At 62.6% G+C, this 19,655-nt stretch carries 19 protein-coding genes; 18 read left to right on the top strand and 1 reads right to left on the bottom strand.

Annotated elements, in window-relative coordinates; genetic code table 11:
- The first annotated feature begins 108 nt into the window (after positions 1-108).
- Positions 109-3,012, top strand: coding sequence for a [protein-PII] uridylyltransferase (locus CO655_RS21360; protein ID WP_097606852.1), 2,904 nt, complete (start codon positions 109-111; stop codon positions 3,010-3,012).
- Positions 3,009-4,589: a murein biosynthesis integral membrane protein MurJ gene (gene murJ, locus CO655_RS21365; protein ID WP_097606851.1), complete on the top strand. Its 1,581-nt coding sequence runs from the start codon at positions 3,009-3,011 to the stop codon at positions 4,587-4,589. Before CO655_RS21360 ends, murJ begins: the two co-directional genes overlap by 4 nt.
- 3 nt (positions 4,590-4,592) lie before the next feature.
- On the opposite strand, the gene CO655_RS21370 is transcribed toward murJ, so the two are convergent.
- On the bottom strand, positions 4,593-5,021 hold the full coding sequence (locus CO655_RS21370) for a D-Ala-D-Ala carboxypeptidase family metallohydrolase (protein WP_097606850.1): 429 nt from the start codon (positions 5,019-5,021) through the stop codon (positions 4,593-4,595).
- A 188-nt stretch (positions 5,022-5,209) separates the two neighbouring features.
- Here CO655_RS21370 and CO655_RS21375 point away from each other — a divergent pair, with 188 nt between their 5' ends.
- From CO655_RS21375 to CO655_RS21450, 16 genes are all read left to right on the top strand, one after another.
- On the top strand, positions 5,210-5,608 hold the full coding sequence (locus tag CO655_RS21375) for a VOC family protein (RefSeq protein WP_097666405.1): 399 nt from the start codon (positions 5,210-5,212) through the stop codon (positions 5,606-5,608).
- A gap of 192 nt (positions 5,609-5,800) precedes the next feature.
- The gene (gene trpS, locus CO655_RS21380) at positions 5,801-6,865 is read left to right on the top strand and encodes a tryptophan--tRNA ligase (protein WP_097666407.1); all 1,065 of its coding nucleotides are present in this window, start codon (positions 5,801-5,803) and stop codon (positions 6,863-6,865) included.
- Between the two features lie 86 nt (positions 6,866-6,951).
- Positions 6,952-7,443, top strand: a complete 492-nt coding sequence (locus CO655_RS21385; protein WP_010027937.1) for a universal stress protein — start codon at positions 6,952-6,954, stop codon at positions 7,441-7,443.
- 110 nt (positions 7,444-7,553) lie between these two features.
- Positions 7,554-8,120 (top strand): NifU family protein, encoded by a 567-nt coding sequence (locus CO655_RS21390; RefSeq protein ID WP_064707761.1) that lies wholly within the window; start codon positions 7,554-7,556, stop codon positions 8,118-8,120.
- An 88-nt stretch (positions 8,121-8,208) separates the two neighbouring features.
- Complete coding sequence (gene tsaB / locus CO655_RS21395) at positions 8,209-8,868, top strand: tRNA (adenosine(37)-N6)-threonylcarbamoyltransferase complex dimerization subunit type 1 TsaB (protein ID WP_097606964.1); 660 nt, start codon at positions 8,209-8,211, stop codon at positions 8,866-8,868.
- A gap of 1 nt (position 8,869) precedes the next feature.
- Positions 8,870-9,364 carry an N-acetyltransferase gene (locus tag CO655_RS21400; RefSeq protein ID WP_010028199.1) on the top strand — a complete coding sequence of 165 codons (495 nt, stop codon included), beginning with the start codon at positions 8,870-8,872 and terminating at the stop codon, positions 9,362-9,364.
- Positions 9,365-9,447: 83 nt separating this feature from the next.
- Entirely contained in the window at positions 9,448-9,876 is a 429-nt protein-coding gene (locus CO655_RS21405) for a Fur family transcriptional regulator (RefSeq protein ID WP_010028198.1), read from the top strand.
- 27 nt (positions 9,877-9,903) lie between these two features.
- Positions 9,904-10,701 carry a lysophospholipid acyltransferase family protein gene (locus tag CO655_RS21410; RefSeq protein WP_097666409.1) on the top strand — a complete coding sequence of 266 codons (798 nt, stop codon included), beginning with the start codon at positions 9,904-9,906 and terminating at the stop codon, positions 10,699-10,701.
- A gap of 148 nt (positions 10,702-10,849) precedes the next feature.
- Positions 10,850-12,259, top strand: a complete 1,410-nt coding sequence (gene miaB / locus CO655_RS21415; protein ID WP_097606846.1) for a tRNA (N6-isopentenyl adenosine(37)-C2)-methylthiotransferase MiaB — start codon at positions 10,850-10,852, stop codon at positions 12,257-12,259.
- A gap of 18 nt (positions 12,260-12,277) precedes the next feature.
- The gene (locus CO655_RS21420; protein WP_097606845.1) at positions 12,278-13,330 is read left to right on the top strand and encodes a PhoH family protein; all 1,053 of its coding nucleotides are present in this window, start codon (positions 12,278-12,280) and stop codon (positions 13,328-13,330) included.
- The gene (ybeY, locus tag CO655_RS21425; RefSeq protein ID WP_097666411.1) at positions 13,330-13,845 is read left to right on the top strand and encodes an rRNA maturation RNase YbeY; all 516 of its coding nucleotides are present in this window, start codon (positions 13,330-13,332) and stop codon (positions 13,843-13,845) included. The genes CO655_RS21420 and ybeY overlap by 1 nt, the downstream gene beginning before the upstream one ends.
- Entirely contained in the window at positions 13,842-14,987 is a 1,146-nt protein-coding gene (locus tag CO655_RS21430; protein ID WP_097666413.1) for a hemolysin family protein, read from the top strand. Before ybeY ends, CO655_RS21430 begins: the two co-directional genes overlap by 4 nt.
- A gap of 130 nt (positions 14,988-15,117) precedes the next feature.
- A complete protein-coding gene (gene lnt, locus CO655_RS21435) occupies positions 15,118-16,722 on the top strand; it encodes an apolipoprotein N-acyltransferase (RefSeq protein WP_097666415.1) in 1,605 nt (534 codons plus the stop codon).
- Between the two features lie 151 nt (positions 16,723-16,873).
- Entirely contained in the window at positions 16,874-17,293 is a 420-nt protein-coding gene (locus tag CO655_RS21440; protein ID WP_004679846.1) for a helix-turn-helix domain-containing protein, read from the top strand.
- A 177-nt stretch (positions 17,294-17,470) separates the two neighbouring features.
- Positions 17,471-18,724 carry a methionine adenosyltransferase gene (metK, locus tag CO655_RS21445; protein WP_097666416.1) on the top strand — a complete coding sequence of 418 codons (1,254 nt, stop codon included), beginning with the start codon at positions 17,471-17,473 and terminating at the stop codon, positions 18,722-18,724.
- Positions 18,721-19,422: a tRNA (guanosine(46)-N(7))-methyltransferase TrmB gene (locus tag CO655_RS21450; protein WP_097666417.1), complete on the top strand. Its 702-nt coding sequence runs from the start codon at positions 18,721-18,723 to the stop codon at positions 19,420-19,422. Before metK ends, CO655_RS21450 begins: the two co-directional genes overlap by 4 nt.
- Positions 19,423-19,655 lie beyond the last annotated feature (233 nt).

A 19,655-nucleotide genomic window follows, 5' to 3' on the forward strand; every position in this document is an offset into this window, starting at 1 on the left:
CGTCAAAGCGTCCGGCACCCCTGACCCGGCCAACACCATTTCGCCAAATTTAAAGGGTCTTGCAGTATGAGGACCTGTGTCAATCGCCTGGCAAAGAGGCTATAGCGCATGCAGACGAAACAAGCGGCAGGCCGCGAACCGGCCGCCCGGCACGAACAGGAAACCGCCCCGGCAACAGCGATGCGCGATCTTCATTTTATAGACATTCTCGATGCCGAACTGCTGCAGAAGCAGTGCGACGCCGTTGCCGAAGCCAACCGGAACCGGCCCGATGTCATGCGTACCGATCTCCTCGCCGTGCTGAAAAAGGCGAGCACGGAGGGCCGGCAGAAGGCGCGCGCAGCCCTAGCCGCCGACGGCAGCGGGCTCAACTGCGCCTACCGGATTTCCTGGCTGCAGGACCAGATCATCACGGTCCTCTATAATTTCGCCACCGCCCATATCTTTCCGCAGCAGAAGGACAAGTTCGCCGTCACCGCCGTCGGCGGCTATGGCCGCGACACGCTGGCGCCCGGCTCCGATATCGACCTGCTCTTCCTCTTCCTGCCGCGGCCGGCGGAAGAGACGCACAAGGCGGTCGAATTCATGCTCTACGTGCTCTGGGACATGGGATTCAAGGTCGGCCACGCCACCCGCACGGTGGAGGAATGCATCGCGCTTTCCAAGTCCGACATGACGATCCGCACCGCCATTCTGGAGATGCGCTTTATTTGCGGGTTGCAACGGCTGGAAACGGAGCTCGAGACCCGCTTCGACAAGGAAATCGTCACCGGCACCGGCCCTGAGTTCATCGCCGCCAAGCTTGCCGAGCGCGACGAACGCCACCGCAAGGCCGGCGACACGCGTTATCTCGTCGAACCGAACGTCAAGGAAGGCAAGGGCGGGCTTCGCGACCTGCACACGCTGTTCTGGATCTCGAAATATTATTATCACGTGCGCGACCAGGCGGAACTGGTCAAGCTCGGCGTCCTGTCAAAACACGAATACCGCCTGCTTGAGAAGGCCGACGATTTCCTCTGGGCGGTGCGCTGCCATATGCACTTCCTGACCGGCAAGGCCGAGGAACGGCTGTCCTTCGACATCCAGCGCGAGATCGCCGAAGCCTTCGGCTATCACACCCGCCCCGGCCTTTCGGCCGTCGAGCGCTTCATGAAACATTATTTCCTCGTCGCCAAGGATGTCGGCGATTTGACCCGCATCCTGTGCGCCGCGCTCGAAGACCAGCAGGCCAAATCGATTCCCGGCCTCACCGGCGTCATCAGCCGTTTCACCCATCGCACCCGCAAGATCGCCGGCAGCGTCGAATTCGTCGAAGACCGCGGCCGCATCGCACTCGCCGACGCGGAGGTGTTCAAGCGCGATCCGGTCAGCATCCTGCGGCTCTTCCATGTCGCCGACATCAATGGGCTGGAATTTCATCCCGATGCGCTGAAACGCGTCACCCGTTCGCTTGCCCTGATCGACAACAGCTTACGGGAAAACGACGAGGCGAACCGCCTGTTCATGTCGATCCTGACATCGAAACGCGACCCGGCGCTGATCCTGCGGCGGATGAACGAGGCCGGCGTGCTCGGCCGTTTCATTCCCGATTTCGGCAAGATCGTCGCGATGATGCAGTTCAACATGTATCACCACTATACGGTCGACGAACATCTGATCCGCACCGTCGACGTTCTCTCCGAGATCGACAAGTCGCGTTCGGAGGATCTGCACCCGCTCGCCAACAAGCTGATCGCGAATATCGAGGACCGCGAGGCGCTCTACGTCGCCGTTCTTCTCCACGATATCGCCAAGGGCCGGCTGGAGGATCATTCGATCGCCGGCGCCCGCGTCGCCCGCAAGCTCTGCGCCCGGTTCGGCCTGTCGCAGAAGCAGACGGAAATCGTTGTCTGGCTGATCGAGGAACATCTGACCATGTCGATGGTGGCGCAGACCCGCGACCTCACCGACCGCAAGACCATCACCGATTTCGCCGACCGGGTGCAGTCGCTCGACCGGCTGAAGATGCTGTTGATCCTGACGATCTGCGATATCCGCGCCGTCGGCCCCGGCGTCTGGAACGGCTGGAAGGGCCAGCTTCTGCGCACGCTCTATTATGAAACCGAGCTGCTTTTGGCCGGTGGTTTCTCGGAGGTCTCCCGCAAGGAGCGGGCGAACGCCGCCGCCGATGCGCTGCGGGCTGCGCTCTCCGACTGGAGCCAGAAGGACCGCAATACCTATACCAAACTGCATTACCAGCCCTATCTGCTCTCCGTGCCGCTGGAAGACCAGCTCCGCCACGCCCAGTTCATCCGCCAGGCCGACAAGGCGGGCCAGGCGCTCGCCACCATGGTGCGGACCGACAGTTTCCACGCCATCACCGAGATCACCGTGCTGTCGCCCGACCATCCGCGCCTGCTCGCCGTCATTGCCGGGGCGTGTGCGGCCGCCGGCGCCAACATCGTCGACGCGCAGATCTTCACGACGTCGGATGGACGGGCGCTCGATACGATCCATGTCAGCCGCGAGTTTGCCGACGATGCCGACGAACTGCGCCGCGCCGGCACGATCGGACGGATGATCGAAGACGTGCTGTCGGGGCGCAAGCGCCTGCCCGAAGTCATCGCCACGCGCGCGCGCAACCGCAAGAAAAGCAAGGCCTTCGTCATTCCGCCGTCGGTCAACATCACCAACAGCCTGTCGAACAAATTCACCGTCATCGAGGTCGAATGCCTCGACCGGCCCGGCCTCTTGTCGGAGATCACCGCTGTGCTCTCCGATCTGTCGCTCGACATCCAGTCGGCCCGCATCACCACCTTCGGCGAGAAGGTGATCGACACCTTCTACGTCACCGATCTGGTCGGCCAGAAAATCTCGGGCGACAGCAAGCGCGCCAACATCACCGCCCGGATGAAGGCGGTGATGGCCGAGGAGGAGGACGAGCTGCGCGAGCGCATGCCTTCCGGCATCATCGCGCCCGCCGCCACCCGGACATCGCCCCCAGCCGAAAAGAAAGCCGATTCCCCAGCATGAGCCTCGTCAAGAAATTCGCGACCGTCGGCGGCGCCACCCTCGGCAGCCGAATCTTCGGCTTCGCCCGCGAAACGCTGATGGCGGCCGCACTCGGCACCGGCCCGATGGCCGACGTCTTCTACGCCGCCTTCCGCTTTCCCAACCTGTTTCGCCGGCTGTTTGCCGAGGGCGCCTTCAACGCCGCCTTCGTGCCCCTCTTTGCCAAGGAGATCGAGGCGAACGGCACGGATGGCGCCAAGCGCTTTTCCGAGGAAGTCTTCGGCGTGTTGTTTTCGGTGCTGCTCCTCATCACCATCGTGATGGAGCTCTCCATGCCGCTGCTGGTGCGTTTTATCATCGCGCCGGGTTTCGCCGACGACCCCGAGAAATTCTCGATCACGATCCGCATGGCGGCCGTGATGTTTCCCTATCTCATGTGCATGTCGCTAACGGCAATGATGAGCGGCATGCTGAATTCGCTGCATCATTTCTTCGCCGCCGCCATCGCTCCCGTCTTCTTGAACGTGGTGATGATCGGGGCGCTGTTCTATGCGCTCTATACCGGTGCCGATCCGCTGGCGACCGCCTGGTATCTTTCCTGGGGCGTGCTTGTGGCCGGCGTGCTGCAGCTTGCCGTCGTCTATGTCGGCGTGCTTGCGGCCGGCATGAGCATCGGCCTGCGCTTCCCGAAGATGACGCCGAACGTCAAGCGGCTGCTGATTCTGGCCGTGCCGGCCGCCGTCACCGGCGGCATCACCCAGATCAACCAGCTGATCGGCCAGGCGATCGCCTCCTCCCGCGACGGCGCGATCGCGGCGCTGCAATATGCCGACCGCATCTACCAGCTGCCGCTCGGCGTCGTCGGCGTCGCCGTCGGCGTGGTGCTGTTGCCGGAGCTGGCGCGCGCCTTGAAGGCCGGCCACCTGCGCGAGGCCGGCAACCTGCAGAACCGCTCGATCGAATTCGTGCTGTTCCTGACCATTCCCGCCGCCTTCGCGCTCTGGATCCTGTCCGACGAGATCATCCGCGTGCTCTACGAACGCGGCGCTTTCCATCAGGAAAACACCCTCGTCGTCGGCTCGATCCTGGCGATTTACGGCATCGGCCTGCCCGCCTTCGTGCTGATCAAGGCGCTGCAACCCGGCTTCTATGCCCGCGAGGACACCAAGACGCCGATGCGCTTCTCGGCGATCGCCGTCGCGACCAACTGCGCCACGGCGCTGACACTCTTCCCCTATATGGGCGCGCCCGGCATCGCCGTCGCCGAAGCCACCGCCGGCTGGATCAGTACCGTGCTGCTGTTCACCACGCTTTTGCGCCGCGGGCATCTGACATGGGAATGGGCGCTGGCAAAACGCGCCGCCCTGTTGATCGTCGCTGCCGCCGTCATGGGGGCGGCGATCGTCTTCCTCAAGCAGTATTTTGCGCCCTGGCTTGCCTCGGGCGCGCCGCTTCTCACCAAGATCGGCACTCTGGGGCTCTTGATTGCGATCTCCATGCTGGTCTATTTCGCCGCCGCCTTCCTGATCGGCGGAGCGAATCTCGGCATGATCCGGCGCAATCTGAACCGCAAACCGGTGGCGGCAGAGGATGCATAAGCCCTAACAATCGACCCACCGCCTCCGCGGCCCGACATCGACATGGACGATGCCGTTGCAATAGGTGCCGATGCCGCCAATACCCGGTGCGCTGCTTGCGGCGGCGATGATGGTGCGCTCCGACAGGCCCGGCATCCTGATATCGGCCGCCAGGCATTTGCCGTGCAGGGAGCCATGACGGCGGGGATGCGGCCTCAGGCCGGAGGTGATCATCGGACGGCGTCCGGTTTTCGCGGCGATATGCGACAACACGGCCCGAAGACGCGCGGGAAAACAGCCGGCACGGACGCTGACGGTCTGCACCGTATAGGCGAGGCGCGCCTCATGTTTCGGCAGGTGAATGGCCGGCCTTTTGCTGTCTTGACCGACGGCGCTGGTTACTGATTGTAGAGCGAAAAGGCCTGCCATGGCGAGCAAAGCGGGGTTCTGCATGGGTCCCTCCGGGCGGTTGGAACGGCGGCCATCCGGCCACCCCTGCGCGGTCGAGGATTTTCAGTTCAATAAAAGCTTTTCTGTGAAATTTTATACTCAATTATAACTAAACAGCCTGATCAATTCGGCTTAAAACTGGGGCAATGCCTGCCTCAAAATGGAAAAAACGTCCAAACACAGGAGATCACATGACGATCCAGTCGCTTTTCCTCGTCACTCTGGTCGTCGACGATTACGACCGCGCCAAGGCCTTTTATTGCGATGTGCTCGGTTTCGACTGCCTGCAGGACGAGCCGCAGCCGGAGGGCAAACGCTGGGTGGTGGTGAAGCCGCGAGGCGGGGATGGCGCCGCCTTTCTGCTGGCGCAGGCGGCGAACGATGCGCAGCACGCAGCAATCGGCAACCAGACGGGTGGTCGTGTCGGCTTCTTCCTGAAGACCGACGATTTCGCCCGCGATCATGCCGCCATGCTTGCAGCCGGCGTCCGCTTTCTGGAGCAGCCCAGGCATGAGGTTTACGGCACCGTGGCGGTCTTTGCCGATCCCTACGGCAACAGCTTCGATCTGATCCAGCATGCCGCAGGCTGAACCTCTTGATTGCGACCGGCTGCCCGTGCATAAGCCGCGGCGTTAGCAACATGGGCGAACAGCCCACTGCTTTATTCCTCAGGTCGGAATCGACTTGAGGAATAAAGCAGCAATTTCGAATGTTACAGCGTCCTTTGCGCGTCTGAAAGACGCGCGGCGCTGTAGGCCCTCCACCAGCCTATTGAGGACGACATGAGCGAATTCAAGAAACTCGTATTCTCCGGCGTGCAGCCGACCGGCAATCTGCATCTCGGCAATTATCTCGGCGCGATCCGCCGCTTCGTGGCACTGCAGGAAGGCAATGACTGCATCTACTGTGTCGTCGACATGCATGCGCTGACTGCCCAGCTGGTGCACGAGGACATGCCGGGCCAGACGCGCTCGATCGCCGCCGCCTTCATCGCCGCCGGCATCGATCCGGAAAAACATATCGTCTTCAATCAGTCGGCCGTGCCGCAGCATGCCGAACTCGCCTGGATCTTCAACTGCGTCGCCCGCATCGGCTGGATGAACCGCATGACGCAGTTCAAGGACAAGGCCGGCAAGGACCGCGAGCAGGCCTCGCTCGGCCTCTACGCCTATCCGAGCCTGATGGCCGCCGACATTCTCGTCTACCGCGCCACCCATGTGCCGGTCGGTGAGGACCAGAAGCAGCATCTCGAGCTTGCCCGCGACATCGCCATGAAGTTCAACCTCGATTATGCCGAGCATATCGGCAGGACCGGCTACGGCATCGACATCACCGTCGGCGACGAGCCGGTGCATGCCTATTTCCCGATGGTCGAGCCGCTGATCGGCGGACCGGCACCGCGCGTCATGTCGCTGCGCGACGGCACCAAGAAAATGTCGAAATCGGATCCCTCGGACCTGTCGCGCATCAATCTGATGGATGACGAGGATGCAATCTCGAAGAAGATCCGCAAGGCAAAGACCGATCCGGACGGTTTGCCGAGCGAGGTCGACGGGCTGCGGGGCCGGCCGGAAGCCGACAATCTGGTGGCGATCTATGCCGCGCTTGCCGACAAATCGAAGCCGGAAGTGCTTGCCGAATTCGGCGGCCAGCAGTTCTCGGTCTTCAAGCCGGCGCTGGTCGATCTCGCCATCCAGGTGCTGGCGCCGATCACCGGCGAAATGCGCCGTCTGATGGACGATACCAGCCACATCGATGCGATCCTGCGCAAGGGCAGCGAACGTGCCCGGGCTCGCGCCGAGGTGACGATGAACCAGCTGCGGGACGTCATCGGTTTCCTGTATTAAGGCACATCTCCTCTTCTCCCGGTTGGGGGAAGAGGAGCAAAAACTGCGCTTGCAATTTTTCCGCTTCGGGTGTCAGAGTCCGCCGCATGGTATCGAAGCGACTCTCACGGCTCGAAGGTCATCGCCGCAAATTCATGGCGGTGATCGACGGTACACCCGAATGCCAACGCGCCGTTCATTATGCCGGCCGGCGCGCGAAGAATTCCAATGGCGGGCTGGTGCTGCTCTACGTCATTCCCGACGGGGATTTCCAGCAATGGCTGGGTGTCGAGGCGATCATGCGGGCGGAAGCCCGTGAAGAGGCCGAGGCGACCGTCGCCAAGATCGCCCAGATCGTGCGCGAGACGATCGGCATCGAGCCGGAAATCGTTATCCGCGAAGGCGGTGCGGCCGAACAGATCAACGCGGTGATCGAGGACGACCGCGATGTGGCGATCCTCGTTCTGGCCGCCGGTTCGGCGAAGGAAGGTCCGGGACCGCTGGTCTCGTCGATCGCCGGACGCGCGGCGGCGTTTCCGATTCCGGTGACCGTGCTGCCGGATACGCTGACGAACGAGGAAATCGACGCCCTCTGCTGAGCCTATTTCTTGAGTACAAGTCTCTTGATTAGATCAGGCAATGGGCCTATTTTCTTTTGAAGAATTCTAAAAGACGGTCGAGGTCTTGGGCCCGCCGCATGGAGAGCCAGATGTTCATTCAGACCGAAGCCACGCCGAATCCCGCCACGCAGAAGTTCCTGCCGGGCAAGGTCGTCATGGAAAACGGCACCGCCGAATTCCGCAGCGCCGAAGAGGCCGAGGCTTCGCCGCTCGCTGCCCGGCTGTTCGAAATCCCTGGCGTCACCGGCGTCTATTTCGGCTATGATTTCATTTCTGTCTCCAAGGACGATGCCGAATGGCAGCATCTTAAGCCGGCTATCCTTGGCTCGATCATGGAGCATTTCATGTCCGGCAAGCCGGTCATGGGCGATGCCTCCATCCTGTCCGAAGACGCCGATGCCGGCGACGAATTCTTCGATGAAAGCGACGAGTCGATCGTGCTGACCATCAAGGAGCTTCTGGAGACCCGGGTGCGCCCGGCCGTTGCCCAGGACGGCGGCGACATCACCTTCCGCGGCTTCAAGGACGGCAAGGTCTATCTGAACATGAAGGGTTCCTGCTCCGGCTGCCCGTCTTCGACGGCGACGCTGAAGCACGGCGTCCAGAACCTGCTGCGCCATTTCGTACCCGAAGTGCAGGAAGTGATTGCCGCTTGAAAATCTCGAATTCGTTCCGGCCGTTCATCTCTCGTTCGGCCGGACGGGTTTATGGTTAGCGACAAGAGTTTATTCGGAAATTGATGGCATGATCGTTCTGGCGCTCGACACGGCAGGTGTAGATTGCTCTGCCGCCGTTTATGACAGCGGCAGGAATACGGTGCTGGGGGAGGCATCGGACATGATCGGCAAGGGGCATGCTGAACATCTGATCGATATCGTCGACCGTGCACTGGCTCAGGCCGATATGACGCTTTCTGAGGTCGACCGCCTCGCCGTCACCATTGGCCCCGGCTCCTTTACCGGTATCCGCGTCGGCGTTGCCGCAGCCCGCGGTTTTGCGCTCTCCCTGCAAATCCCCGTCGTCGGCGTCACCACGCTCGAAGTGATGGCGGCCGCAGAGCGTGAGAGGACGCCCGGCCGCGCGGTGCTTGCGGCCATGGACGCCAAGCGGGACGAAATCTATCTCCAGTCCTTTGCGGCGGATGGTTCTCCGCTCGATGCGCCGCGGGCGGCAAGCGTCGCCGATGCCCAGGCTTTCGCCGCCGGCTTCGACGGCGAGATCACCGGTTCGGCAACGCCGCTCCTGAAGGCGGACGCCGGCGGCGACCATGCCAACGTGTTTCCGATTTCGGTGGTGGCGCGCCTCGGTGCCGCCGCCGCCGATGCCGGAAAGCCAAAGCCCCTTTATCTGCGCGGACCGGATGCCAAACCGCAGGCCGGATATGCGATTGCGCGACGAGTGTGACATGCTGGAAGCCTATCTGACGCTGAAGCCGGAATTCGAGATCATCGCCATGGAGCGCGAGGATTGCCGCGACGTCGCCGTCCTGCATGGCGAGCGTTTCGCAAGGCCCTGGGGCGACGGCGAGTTCCACAGCCTGCTGTCGCAGGAGACCGTGTTCGGCTTCGTCGCGCGCCAGACCAATGCCATCCTGAAGAAGCCGCTGCCCGGCTTCATTCTTGCCCGCCAGGTCGCCGGCGAGGCGGAAATCCTGACGGTCGCCGTGCAGGCCAAGGTCGCCCGTTCCGGGCTCGGCTGGCGGCTGATGCAGGCGGCGATGCGGGAGGCGCGGGCGCGCGGCGGCGAGAGCATGTTTCTCGAGGTCGACAACGGCAATACGGCCGCCCTCGGCCTCTACCGCAAGCTCGGCTTCGAGAAGGTCGGCGAGCGCCAAGGCTACTACAAGCAGGAAAACGGCGCCCTTTCCACGGCGCTTGTCATGAAGCGCGTTCTTCGGTAGTTCCGTGGCAGAGAGATGACAGGCCGGCCGGCGCGACGACCGTGCGGGCGTTGTCGAAACGCGAATATTTTTGAAGGCGGGCCATGCCTGATGTAGCCAAGACCCTTGAGGAGCTTTGCGCCGAACGCGGCATGCGCATGACCGAGCAGCGCCGCGTGATCGCGCGCATCCTGGAAGATTCGGCAGACCATCCCGACGTCGAAGAGCTCTACCGCCGCTCGGTGAAAGTCGATGCGAAAATCTCGATCTCGACCGTCTATCGCACCGTCAAACTGTTCGAGGATGCCGGCATCATCGCCCGCCACGACTTCCGCGACGGGCGCTCGCGCTACGAAACAGTGCCGGAAGAGCACCATGACCACCTCATCGACCTGAAAACCGGCACGGTCATCGAATTTCGCTCGCCGGAGATCGAGGCGCTGCAGGAGCGCATCGCCCGCGAACACGGCTTCCAGCTGGTCGATCATCGCCTGGAGCTCTACGGCATTCCGTTGAAGAAGGACGATCTCTGAAGCAATGGCCGCCCGGGAGCAGCACCTTTGATCGCCTGGCTGCGCATCGCCTTGGCTGCGGCCGTCATCCTTGCCGTCAGCATCGTGCTCATACCGCTGCAGCTGCTGGCGCTGCGTTTCGACTGGCGGCTGCGCCGCCGGCTGCCGCGCGTCTGGCACCGCATCATCTGCTATTGCCTCGGCATCCGCGTGCGCGTCACCGGCAGGCTGGAAGATCGCCGGCCGCTGATGCTTTGCTCCAACCATTCGTCCTGGATGGATATCATGGTGATGTCGGCCGTGGCCGACGTCGCCTTCATCGCCAAGATCGAGGTGGCCGACTGGCCGATCTTCGGCACGCTTGCCAAGCTGCAGAAAAGCGTCTTCGTCGTGCGCGAGGAGAGGCGCAAAACCGGTCATCAGGCCAATGAGATCGCCGGGCGCATGGCCGACGGCGAAATCATCGTGCTCTTCCCCGAGGGCACGACCTCGGACGGCAACCGGCTGCTGGAGGTGAAATCCTCGCTGTTCGGCGCCGCCGCGATGGCCGTGCCCGCCTCGCCGACGGGGACAGTCGTGGTGCAGCCGGTGGCGATCGCCTATACCCGCGTGCACGGCATCGCCATGGGGCGCTATCACAGGCCGCTCGCCGCCTGGCCGGGTGATATCGAGCTCTTGCCGCACCTGATCGACATCATCAGATGCGGCGCCCTCGACGCGGAGGTTTGCTTCGGCGAAGCGGTGGAATACCGCGCCGACACCAACCGCAAGGAGGTCAGCGCGACGATCGCTTCGCGCATCCGCAACCTCTTGAACAGCCGCCTGCGCGGGCGGGAAATTTCCTAAAGCGCGTCGCGATCTTTCAATGCGCTCCTTGCGCTTTAGCTCCTGGTTTTCTCGCATGTCGTTGTCGCAAGGTCGCTGCACAGTTCTGCGCGGCTGCTAAAACAAGATTTTCATTTTCTCGGGCGGCAAAAACCACTACATAGCCGCCATGACACAAGACAGCGCCCTTCTTCAGGCCCCGGAGCAGACACTCCGCGACGGCTCCAACAGCCGCAAGGTCTTCATCAAGACCTATGGCTGCCAGATGAACGTCTATGATTCCACGCGCATGAGCGATGCGCTCGCCCGCGACGGTTACGAGCCGACGGAAGACATGGAAGAGGCCGACCTCGTCCTTCTCAACACCTGCCATATCCGCGAAAAGGCGGCCGAGAAGGTCTATTCCGCGCTCGGCCGGCTGCGCGAGATGAAGAAGAAGAAGGCGGCGGACGGAAGGGAGATGATGATCGGCGTTGCCGGCTGCGTCGCCCAGGCCGAAGGCGAGGAGATCCTGCGCCGCGCACCCGCCGTCGACGTCGTCATCGGTCCGCAGACCTATCATCGGCTGCCGGAAGCGCTGCGGCGGGCCAAACAGGGCCAGCGCGTCGTCGATACCGAATATGCGATCGAGGACAAGTTCGAGCATCTGCCGATTGCCGAGAGCCGGAAGATCCGCGCCCGCGGCGTCACCGCCTTCCTGACGGTGCAGGAGGGCTGCGACAAGTTCTGCACCTTCTGCGTCGTGCCCTATACGCGCGGCTCGGAAGTGTCGCGGCCGGTTTCCCAGATCGTCGAGGAAGCCGAAAAGCTCGTCGAAGCCGGCGTACGCGAGATCACCCTGCTCGGCCAGAACGTCAATGCCTGGCACGGCGCCGGGCCTCGGGGCGAGGCATGGAGCCTCGGCGACCTGCTCTACCGCCTGGCCGAGATCCCCGGCCTCGCGCGGCTGCGTTATACCACCAGCCATCCGCGCGACATGGACGACCGGCTGATCGAGGCGCACCGCGACTTGCGGGCGCTGATGCCCTATCTGCACCTGCCGGTGCAATCGGGCTCGGACCGCATCCTGAAAGCGATGAACCGGCGCCATACCGCAGCCGAATATCTGACGCTGATCGAACGCATCCGCACGGTGCGGCCCGACATCGCGCTGTCGGGCGATTTCATCACCGGCTTTCCGGGGGAGACAGATGCGGATTTTGAGGATACACTGAGACTTGTAGAGGAGGTGCGCTACGCGCAGGCCTTCTCGTTCAAATACTCGACACGGCCGGGCACACCCGGTGCGGAACTGAAGGACCAGGTGCCGGAAGAAATCAAGGCAGAACGGCTGGAACGCCTGCAAGCGCTTCTTTTGAAGCAGCAGCAGGAATTTGCCGAATCCTGCATCGGCAAGGAGATCGATCTGCTGCTGGAAAAGCCCGGCCGCATGCCCGGCCAGCTAATCGGACGTTCTCCCTGGCTTCAATCCGTGAATGTTGATGCAAAAGCATCGCAAATCGGTGACATTATTAAAGTGCGAATCACCGGAACCGGAACGAACAGCCTGTTTGCCGAACGCGCAGAGGCTGCGGTCTAACCCAAGGAGCCCGACCGCTTGAACGGACAAGAATTGGTTTCTTCTTCACCGCGCCACCCCCGCACGCCGAGCGACACCAATCACTTCGTCCTGACGTTCGAGAACAATCGGTTCGCCAGCGAGCTCTTCGGTCAATTCGACCAGAACCTCAAGCTGCTCGAGGAGCGGCTCAACATCGATGCGCGGGCGCGCGGCAATTCCGTCGTCATATCGGGCGATGTCGTGACCACCAACCAGGCACGGCGCACGCTCGACTATCTCTATGAAAAACTTCAGAAAGGCGGCAGCGTGGAACGATCCGACGTCGAGGGCGCAATCCGCATGGCGGTCGCCGCCGACGATCAGCTCAGCCTGCCGACGATGGAGCGCAAGGCCAAGCTGACGATGGCGCAGGTTTCCACCCGCAAGAAGACGATCATCGCCCGCACGCCGACCCAGGACGCCTATATCAGGGCGCTGGAACGCTCCGAACTGGTCTTCGGCGTCGGCCCGGCCGGCACCGGCAAGACCTATCTCGCCGTCGCCCATGCCGCCCAGCTGCTGGAGCGCGGCGCGGTCGAAAAGATCATCCTGTCGCGTCCGGCCGTCGAGGCCGGTGAGCGCCTCGGCTTCCTGCCCGGCGACATGAAGGAAAAGGTCGATCCCTATCTTCGCCCGCTCTATGACGCGCTCTACGACATGATCCCGGCCGACAAGGTCGACCGGGCGATCACCGCCGGCGTCATCGAGATCGCGCCGCTCGCCTTCATGCGCGGCCGCACGCTCGCCAATGCCGCGATCATCCTCGACGAAGCGCAGAACACCACGTCGATGCAGATGAAGATGTTCCTGACGCGCCTCGGCGAGAATGCGCGGATGATCGTCACCGGCGACCCGAGCCAGATCGACCTGCCGCGCGGCGTCAAATCCGGCCTTGTCGAGGCCCTGCAGCTGCTGAACGGCGTCGAGGGCATCTCGATCGTGCGCTTCAAGGATACCGACGTCGTGCGTCATCCGCTGGTCGGGCGCATCGTCAGGGCCTATGATTCGACCTATGCCGTCGAACCCGAAGACGTCAGCCGGCAGGACTGATGGCCGAGCTCGACATCCAGATCAGCATCGAGAACATCGGCTGGCCCGAGGAAGAGACGCTGCTGGCTTTTTGCGGCCGCGTGCTCGGGGCAGCGGCGGTCTATCTCCGCGATAGCGAAAAGCAGCCCTTCCCGACGATGCCGCCCGAGGTTTCGCTGGTCTTTACCGACGACGCCTCGATCCAGGACATCAACGCCGAGTGGCGCGGCAAGGACAAGGCGACCAACGTGCTCTCCTTTCCGGCCTTTCCGGTTCAGCCGGGAAAAATGCCCGGCCCGATGCTCGGCGACATCATCATCGCCCGGGAGACGGTGGAGCGGGAGGCCCATGAGCTCGAAAAGAGTTTCGACGACCACCTGACCCATCTTCTGGTGCACGGTTTCTTGCATCTTCTCGGCTACGACCATATGAATAGTACCGAAGCCGAAATTATGGAGGGGCTGGAGACTCGCATTTTGGCGCAGCTCGGCCTATCTGATCCTTACGAGGGTCAAGACCTTAAAATGGAACCATGAGCGACTTTACGACGAAGCCGGCGGCAGACGCCAAGGACTCCGAGTCATCCTCCTCTTCGGACGAGGCGGGCAGTAGTAGTCGGCCATCCGGCCGATCCCAATCCTTCTGGTCGCGCGCCGCGCGCATTCTCCGCCCTCAGCAAGGCTCGCGGCTGCGCGAGGATCTGGCCGACGCGCTGATGACCGACGCGGCCGGCGACGACGCCTTTTCGCCCGACGAGCGGGCGATGCTGCACAATATCCTGCGCTTCCGCGAAGTGCGCGTCGCCGACGTGATGGTGCCGCGCGCCGATATCGAGGCGGTCGACCAGAACATCACCATCGGCGAGCTGATGATCCTGTTCGAGGAATCCGGCCGCTCGCGCATGCCCGTCTATGCCGATACGCTCGACGATCCGCGCGGCATGGTGCATATCCGCGACCTGCTTTCCTATGTCGCCAAACAGGCGCGCAACAAGCGCCGTGGCTCGACAAAGCCAGCCGTTACCCTGCCGGCGATCGACGTTGCGCCTGAGAATATCCAGAAGCCGACGCGTTCGGCCAAGCCGAATTTCGATCTCGCCCGCGTCGACCTGCAGAAGACGCTGGCCGAGGCCGGCATCATCCGCAAAATCCTGTTCGTGCCGCCGTCGATGCTGGCCTCCGACCTGCTGCGCCGGATGCAGGTGAACCGCACGCAGATGGCGCTCGTCATCGACGAATATGGCGGCACCGACGGGCTCGCCTCGCATGAGGATATCGTCGAAATGGTGGTCGGCGATATCGACGACGAACATGACGACGAAGAGGTGATGTTCAAGCGCGTCGCCGAAGACGTCTTCGTCGCCGACGCCCGCGTCGAACTGGAAGAGATCGCCGAAGCGATCGGGCCGGATTTCGACATCAGCGAGCAGGTCGACGAAGTCGATACGCTGGGCGGGCTGATCTTCTCGGCCCTCGGCCGCATTCCGGTGCGCGGCGAGGTCGTCCAGGCGCTGCCGAATTTCGAGTTCCACATCCTCGACGCCGATCCGCGCCGCATCAAACGGCTGCGCATCACCCGCAAGCGCCACGCGATCCGCCGCCGCGCCAAAGAGGCCGGCGACATCACGCCCGGCTCCGAGCCCGGCGACGACCGGCCGGCCGAATCGACCGCCAACTAGTCCTTTGTTTTTGCGCATGTCGTTGCCGCAAAACCGCTGCACACTTTTGCGCGACATGCTCTAACAGGACAAAGAGCCGCTTTTTTGAAAGACTGCGGATGGGTTGATTCGCGGTTTGATGGGAGTGCGCATGGAGCGGCTTGCGGACAGGGTTATCCTCGTCTGGGGGGGCAAACGGTCGTTGCTGGCCGTTGCTGCAGGGGCATTCGCCGTGCTGGCGCTGCCGCCCTTCGGCTTTTTCGCGGCGATGTTCCTGTCCTTCACGCTGCTCGTCTGGCTGATCGACGGAGCGGCGGCTTCGCCTGAAAGCGGCCTGATCGGCAGGCTGTGGCCGGCTTTTGCGGTCGGCTGGCTGTTCGGCTTCGGCTATTTCGTCGCCGGCCTCTGGTGGCTCGGCCACGCGCTGCTGGTCGATTCGGAGGAGTTCGCCTGGGCGCTGCCGCTCGCCATCCTCGGTCTGCCGGCCTGTCTGGCGATCTTCTATGGGCTGGCTGTTGCGCTGGCCCGCATCTTCTGGTCCGACGGCATGGGGCGGATCGCCGCGCTTGCGGCCGGCTTCGGGCTGATGGAATGGCTTCGCAGTGTCATCCTCACCGGTTTTCCGTGGAACGCCATCGGCTACGGCCTGATGCCGGTTCCGCTGATGATGCAGTCGGCGCATGTGATCGGGGCGATGGGCGTGACCGCCCTTGCCGTCTTCGTCTTTTCCGCCCCCGCCCTTGTCGGGACCCGGCAGGGCGCACGCACCGGCATTGCGCTTGCCGTCCTGCTGTTTGCCGCCCATCTCGGCTACGGCACCTATGTTCTCTATCTGGCGCCGCGGCCCGTGCCGTTGCCCGAGGACAAGCGGCCGGTGGTGCGGCTGGTGCAGCCTGATATCGATCAGGCGGCGAAGATGGACAACGACGCCGATCGCAATGCGATCTTCGAGACGCATCTGAAGCTTTCGGCCGAGGCCCCCAGGAATGGCGGGCGCAAGCCCAATATCATCGTCTGGCCGGAAACCTCGATCCCCTTCATCCTGACCGACAACCAGGATGCGCTGACGCGGATCGCCGATACGCTCGACGACGACCAGATCCTGATCGCCGGCGCGGTGCGCGCCGAGGAGATGGGACCGGGCACGCCGGTGCGCTACTATAATTCCATCTATGTGATCGACGGCCGCGGCCAGATCATTGCCGCTTCCGACAAGGTGCATCTGGTGCCCTTCGGCGAATATCTGCCCTTCGAAGACCTGCTCACCGAATTCGGCATGCAGAACGTCGTCGAGATCCCGGGCGGGTTTTCGGCTGCCGCAAGCCGGCACCTGCTGACGCTGCCCGGCGGCCTCAATCTTTATCCGCTGATCTGCTACGAGATCATTTTTCCTGATGAAATGACCGGCGACATAAAAGACGCCAACGCACTCCTCAACCTCACCAATGATGCCTGGTTCGGCATGACGCCCGGCCCCTACCAGCATTTCCTGCAGGCGCGGGTGCGGGCGGTCGAGACCGGCCTGCCGCTGATTCGCGACGCCAATAGCGGCATTTCGGCGCTGGTGAACGCGCACGGAGAAATAATCGCCGGCCTCGATCTTGGAGAAACCGGCTTTATTGATGCAACTGTCGATAGCCTCAGTGAAGGGTTCGGAACCACATACCCCCACCAGACATACTTCTGGTTGACCGAGGCTCTGCTGATTTTGATTGCGCTGATCTCGCGCGGAGGTTTTATTTTAGGGTTGAATTGACCAAAAACCCCTAAAATTGCATAGTGATGACAATCGGCGTTCCTAACGTATGTTGGAAGGTGGGTTCCCACCGACTGCAACGTGGCGTTTTGGGATGGATCAGGGGCATGCCGGTTGGACACAGGTTGAAATTCGTAGCTAGGGCACGACCATGATAGAAAACAAGAAAAAGCCGAATCCCATCGACATCCATGTTGGCAGCCGCATTCGCCTCCGCCGAACGATGCTCGGCATGAGTCAGGAAAAGCTTGGTGAAAGCCTCGGCATCACCTTTCAGCAGATCCAGAAATATGAAAAGGGCACCAACCGCGTCGGTGCAAGCCGTCTACAGAACATCTCGAGCATTTTGAACGTCCCGGTCTCCTTCTTCTTCGAGGATGCACCCGGCGAACATTCCGGCGCCATCGGCGGCATGGCCGAAGCCTCCAGCTCGAATTATGTCGTCGACTTCCTCTCCTCCTCCGAAGGCCTGCAACTCAACCGCGCCTTCGTGAAGATTTCCGATCCCAAGGTTCGCCGCAAGGTCGTGGAACTGGTCAAGGCGCTCGCGGCCGAAGCCGACGCCGACTGATCACAGCTCCCTTCGCAGAATGGAAGGCGGCCGAAAGGCCGCTTTTTTGCGTTTTTGGGGCAAAATTTGTCACTTTGCCGCAGATATAAAGATATATTTATGTCCTTCTGCGCTTGTCATCGGCGCTCGAACTGAGTACCTACTAGCAGGCTTTTATTCTTTGAGGGGAATCCCGGAATGCGCGCGAATTATCTCTTTACCAGCGAATCTGTTGCCGAAGGTCACCCGGACAAAGTGTGTGACCGCATCTCCGACGAGATCGTCGATCTGGTCTACCGCGAAGCGGCCAAGACCGGCGTCAATCCGTGGGGCGTGCGCATTGCCTGTGAAACGCTGGCGACGACCAACCGCGTCGTCATCGCCGGCGAGGTCCGCCTGCCGCCGAGCCTGATGAAGAAGGACAAGGACGGCAACGACGTCATCAATCCCTCGAAGTTCAAGGCCGCCGCCCGCCGCGCGATCAAGGATATCGGCTACGAACAGGACGGCTTCCACTGGAAGAAGGCAAAGATCGACGTGCTGCTGCACTCGCAGTCGGCCGACATCGCCCAGGGCGTCGACAGCGCCGCCGACCAGCAGGGCGACGAGGGCGCCGGCGACCAGGGCATCATGTTCGGTTATGCCTGCCGCGAGACGCCGGACCTGATGCCGGCGCCGATCTATTATTCCCACAAGATCCTGCAGCTGCTGGCAGTCGCCCGCAAGAAGGGCGATGGCGAGGTCGCCAAGCTCGGCCCGGACGCCAAGAGCCAGGTGACCGTGCGTTACCTCGACGGCAAGCCGTCGGAAGCGACCTCGATCGTGCTTTCCACCCAGCATCTCGATGAGAGCTGGGATTCCAACAAGGTCCGCGCCGTCGTCGAACCCTATATCCGCGAAGCGCTCGGCGAACTGAAGATCGCCGATGATTGCAAGTGGTACATCAACCCGACCGGCAAGTTCGTCATCGGCGGCCCGGACGGTGATGCCGGCCTCACCGGCCGCAAGATCATCGTCGACACCTATGGCGGTGCGGCGCCGCATGGCGGCGGCGCATTCTCCGGCAAGGACACGACCAAGGTCGACCGTTCGGCTGCCTATGCCGCCCGCTACCTCGCCAAGAACGTCGTGGCCGCCGCGCTTGCCGACCGCTGCACGATCCAGCTCTCCTACGCGATCGGCGTCGCCCAGCCGCTGTCGATCTATGTCGACCTGCACGGCACCGGCAAGGGCGTGTCCGAAGACCAGGTCGAAGCGGCGATCCGCGAGAATATGGATCTGTCGCCGTCGGGCATCCGCCGTCACCTCGACCTCAACAAGCCGATCTACGCCAAGACCTCGGCCTACGGCCATTTCGGCCGCAAGGCCGGCCGCGACGGCTCGTTCTCCTGGGAGCGCACCGATCTCGTCAAGGCGCTGAAGGAAGCCGTCAAGACCAAGGCCGCTGCATGACCGATATGGAGCGCCGGGGCCGGGCGACCGAAGCCTTTTTCGGTCGCCGCAAGGGCAAGGCCCTGCGCGAACAGCAGGCCGAGACGTTAAGCAGCCTGCTCCCGGCATTCCTCGTCGACCTCTCGGCGGCTCCTCCGGAGCCGCTGACCTCCCTCTTTCCGATTCCCGTCGAAACAGTGCGGCTGGAAATCGGTTTCGGGGGCGGCGAACATCTGATCCACCGCGCCCTGGAAAGGCCTTCGACCGGCTTCATCGGCGTCGAGCCCTTCGTCAATTCCATGCAGAAGCTGTTGTCGCGCATCGGCGAGACGGGGGCGCGCAACATTCGCGTCTACAACGACGATGCGACGCAGCTGCTCGACTGGCTGCCGGACGCGTCGCTCGACCAGATCGACCTGCTCTATCCCGATCCCTGGCCGAAGCGGAAACACTGGAAACGCCGTTTCGTCTCGAAGACCAATCTCGACCGCTTCCATCGCGTGCTGAAGCCCGGCGGCCTGTTCTGCTTCGCCTCCGACATCGACACCTATGTGAACTGGACGCTGCTCAAATGCCGCGACCATGGCGGCTTCGACTGGCTCGCCGGCAATGCGGCCGACTGGCTGACGCCCTACGAGGGCTGGCCGAGCACCCGCTACGAGGCCAAGGCGCGGCGCGAGGGCCGGTCTTCGGCCTATCTGACATTCCGGAAAATCTGAGTTTCAACGGCGGCTAAAGGGCAATAGTGACGGGCGTGCCGTGCGGCCCCCTCATCCGACCCTTCGGGCCACCTTCTCCCCGCTGGGGAGAAGAGGGAACAAGGTGTGCCGACACTGCCCAAACGAATCTCTCTGCTTAAAGGCACACCGTCCAATGGGGACGATGGCGAAGCGGAATTCTCCCTCTTCTCCCCAGCGGGGCTATGGCATTCACACATTTAGAATTGCCTATG

This window comes from Rhizobium sp. M1, assembly GCF_002531805.1.
In the GTDB taxonomy this organism is placed as follows: Bacteria; Pseudomonadota; Alphaproteobacteria; order Rhizobiales; family Rhizobiaceae; genus Rhizobium; species Rhizobium etli_C.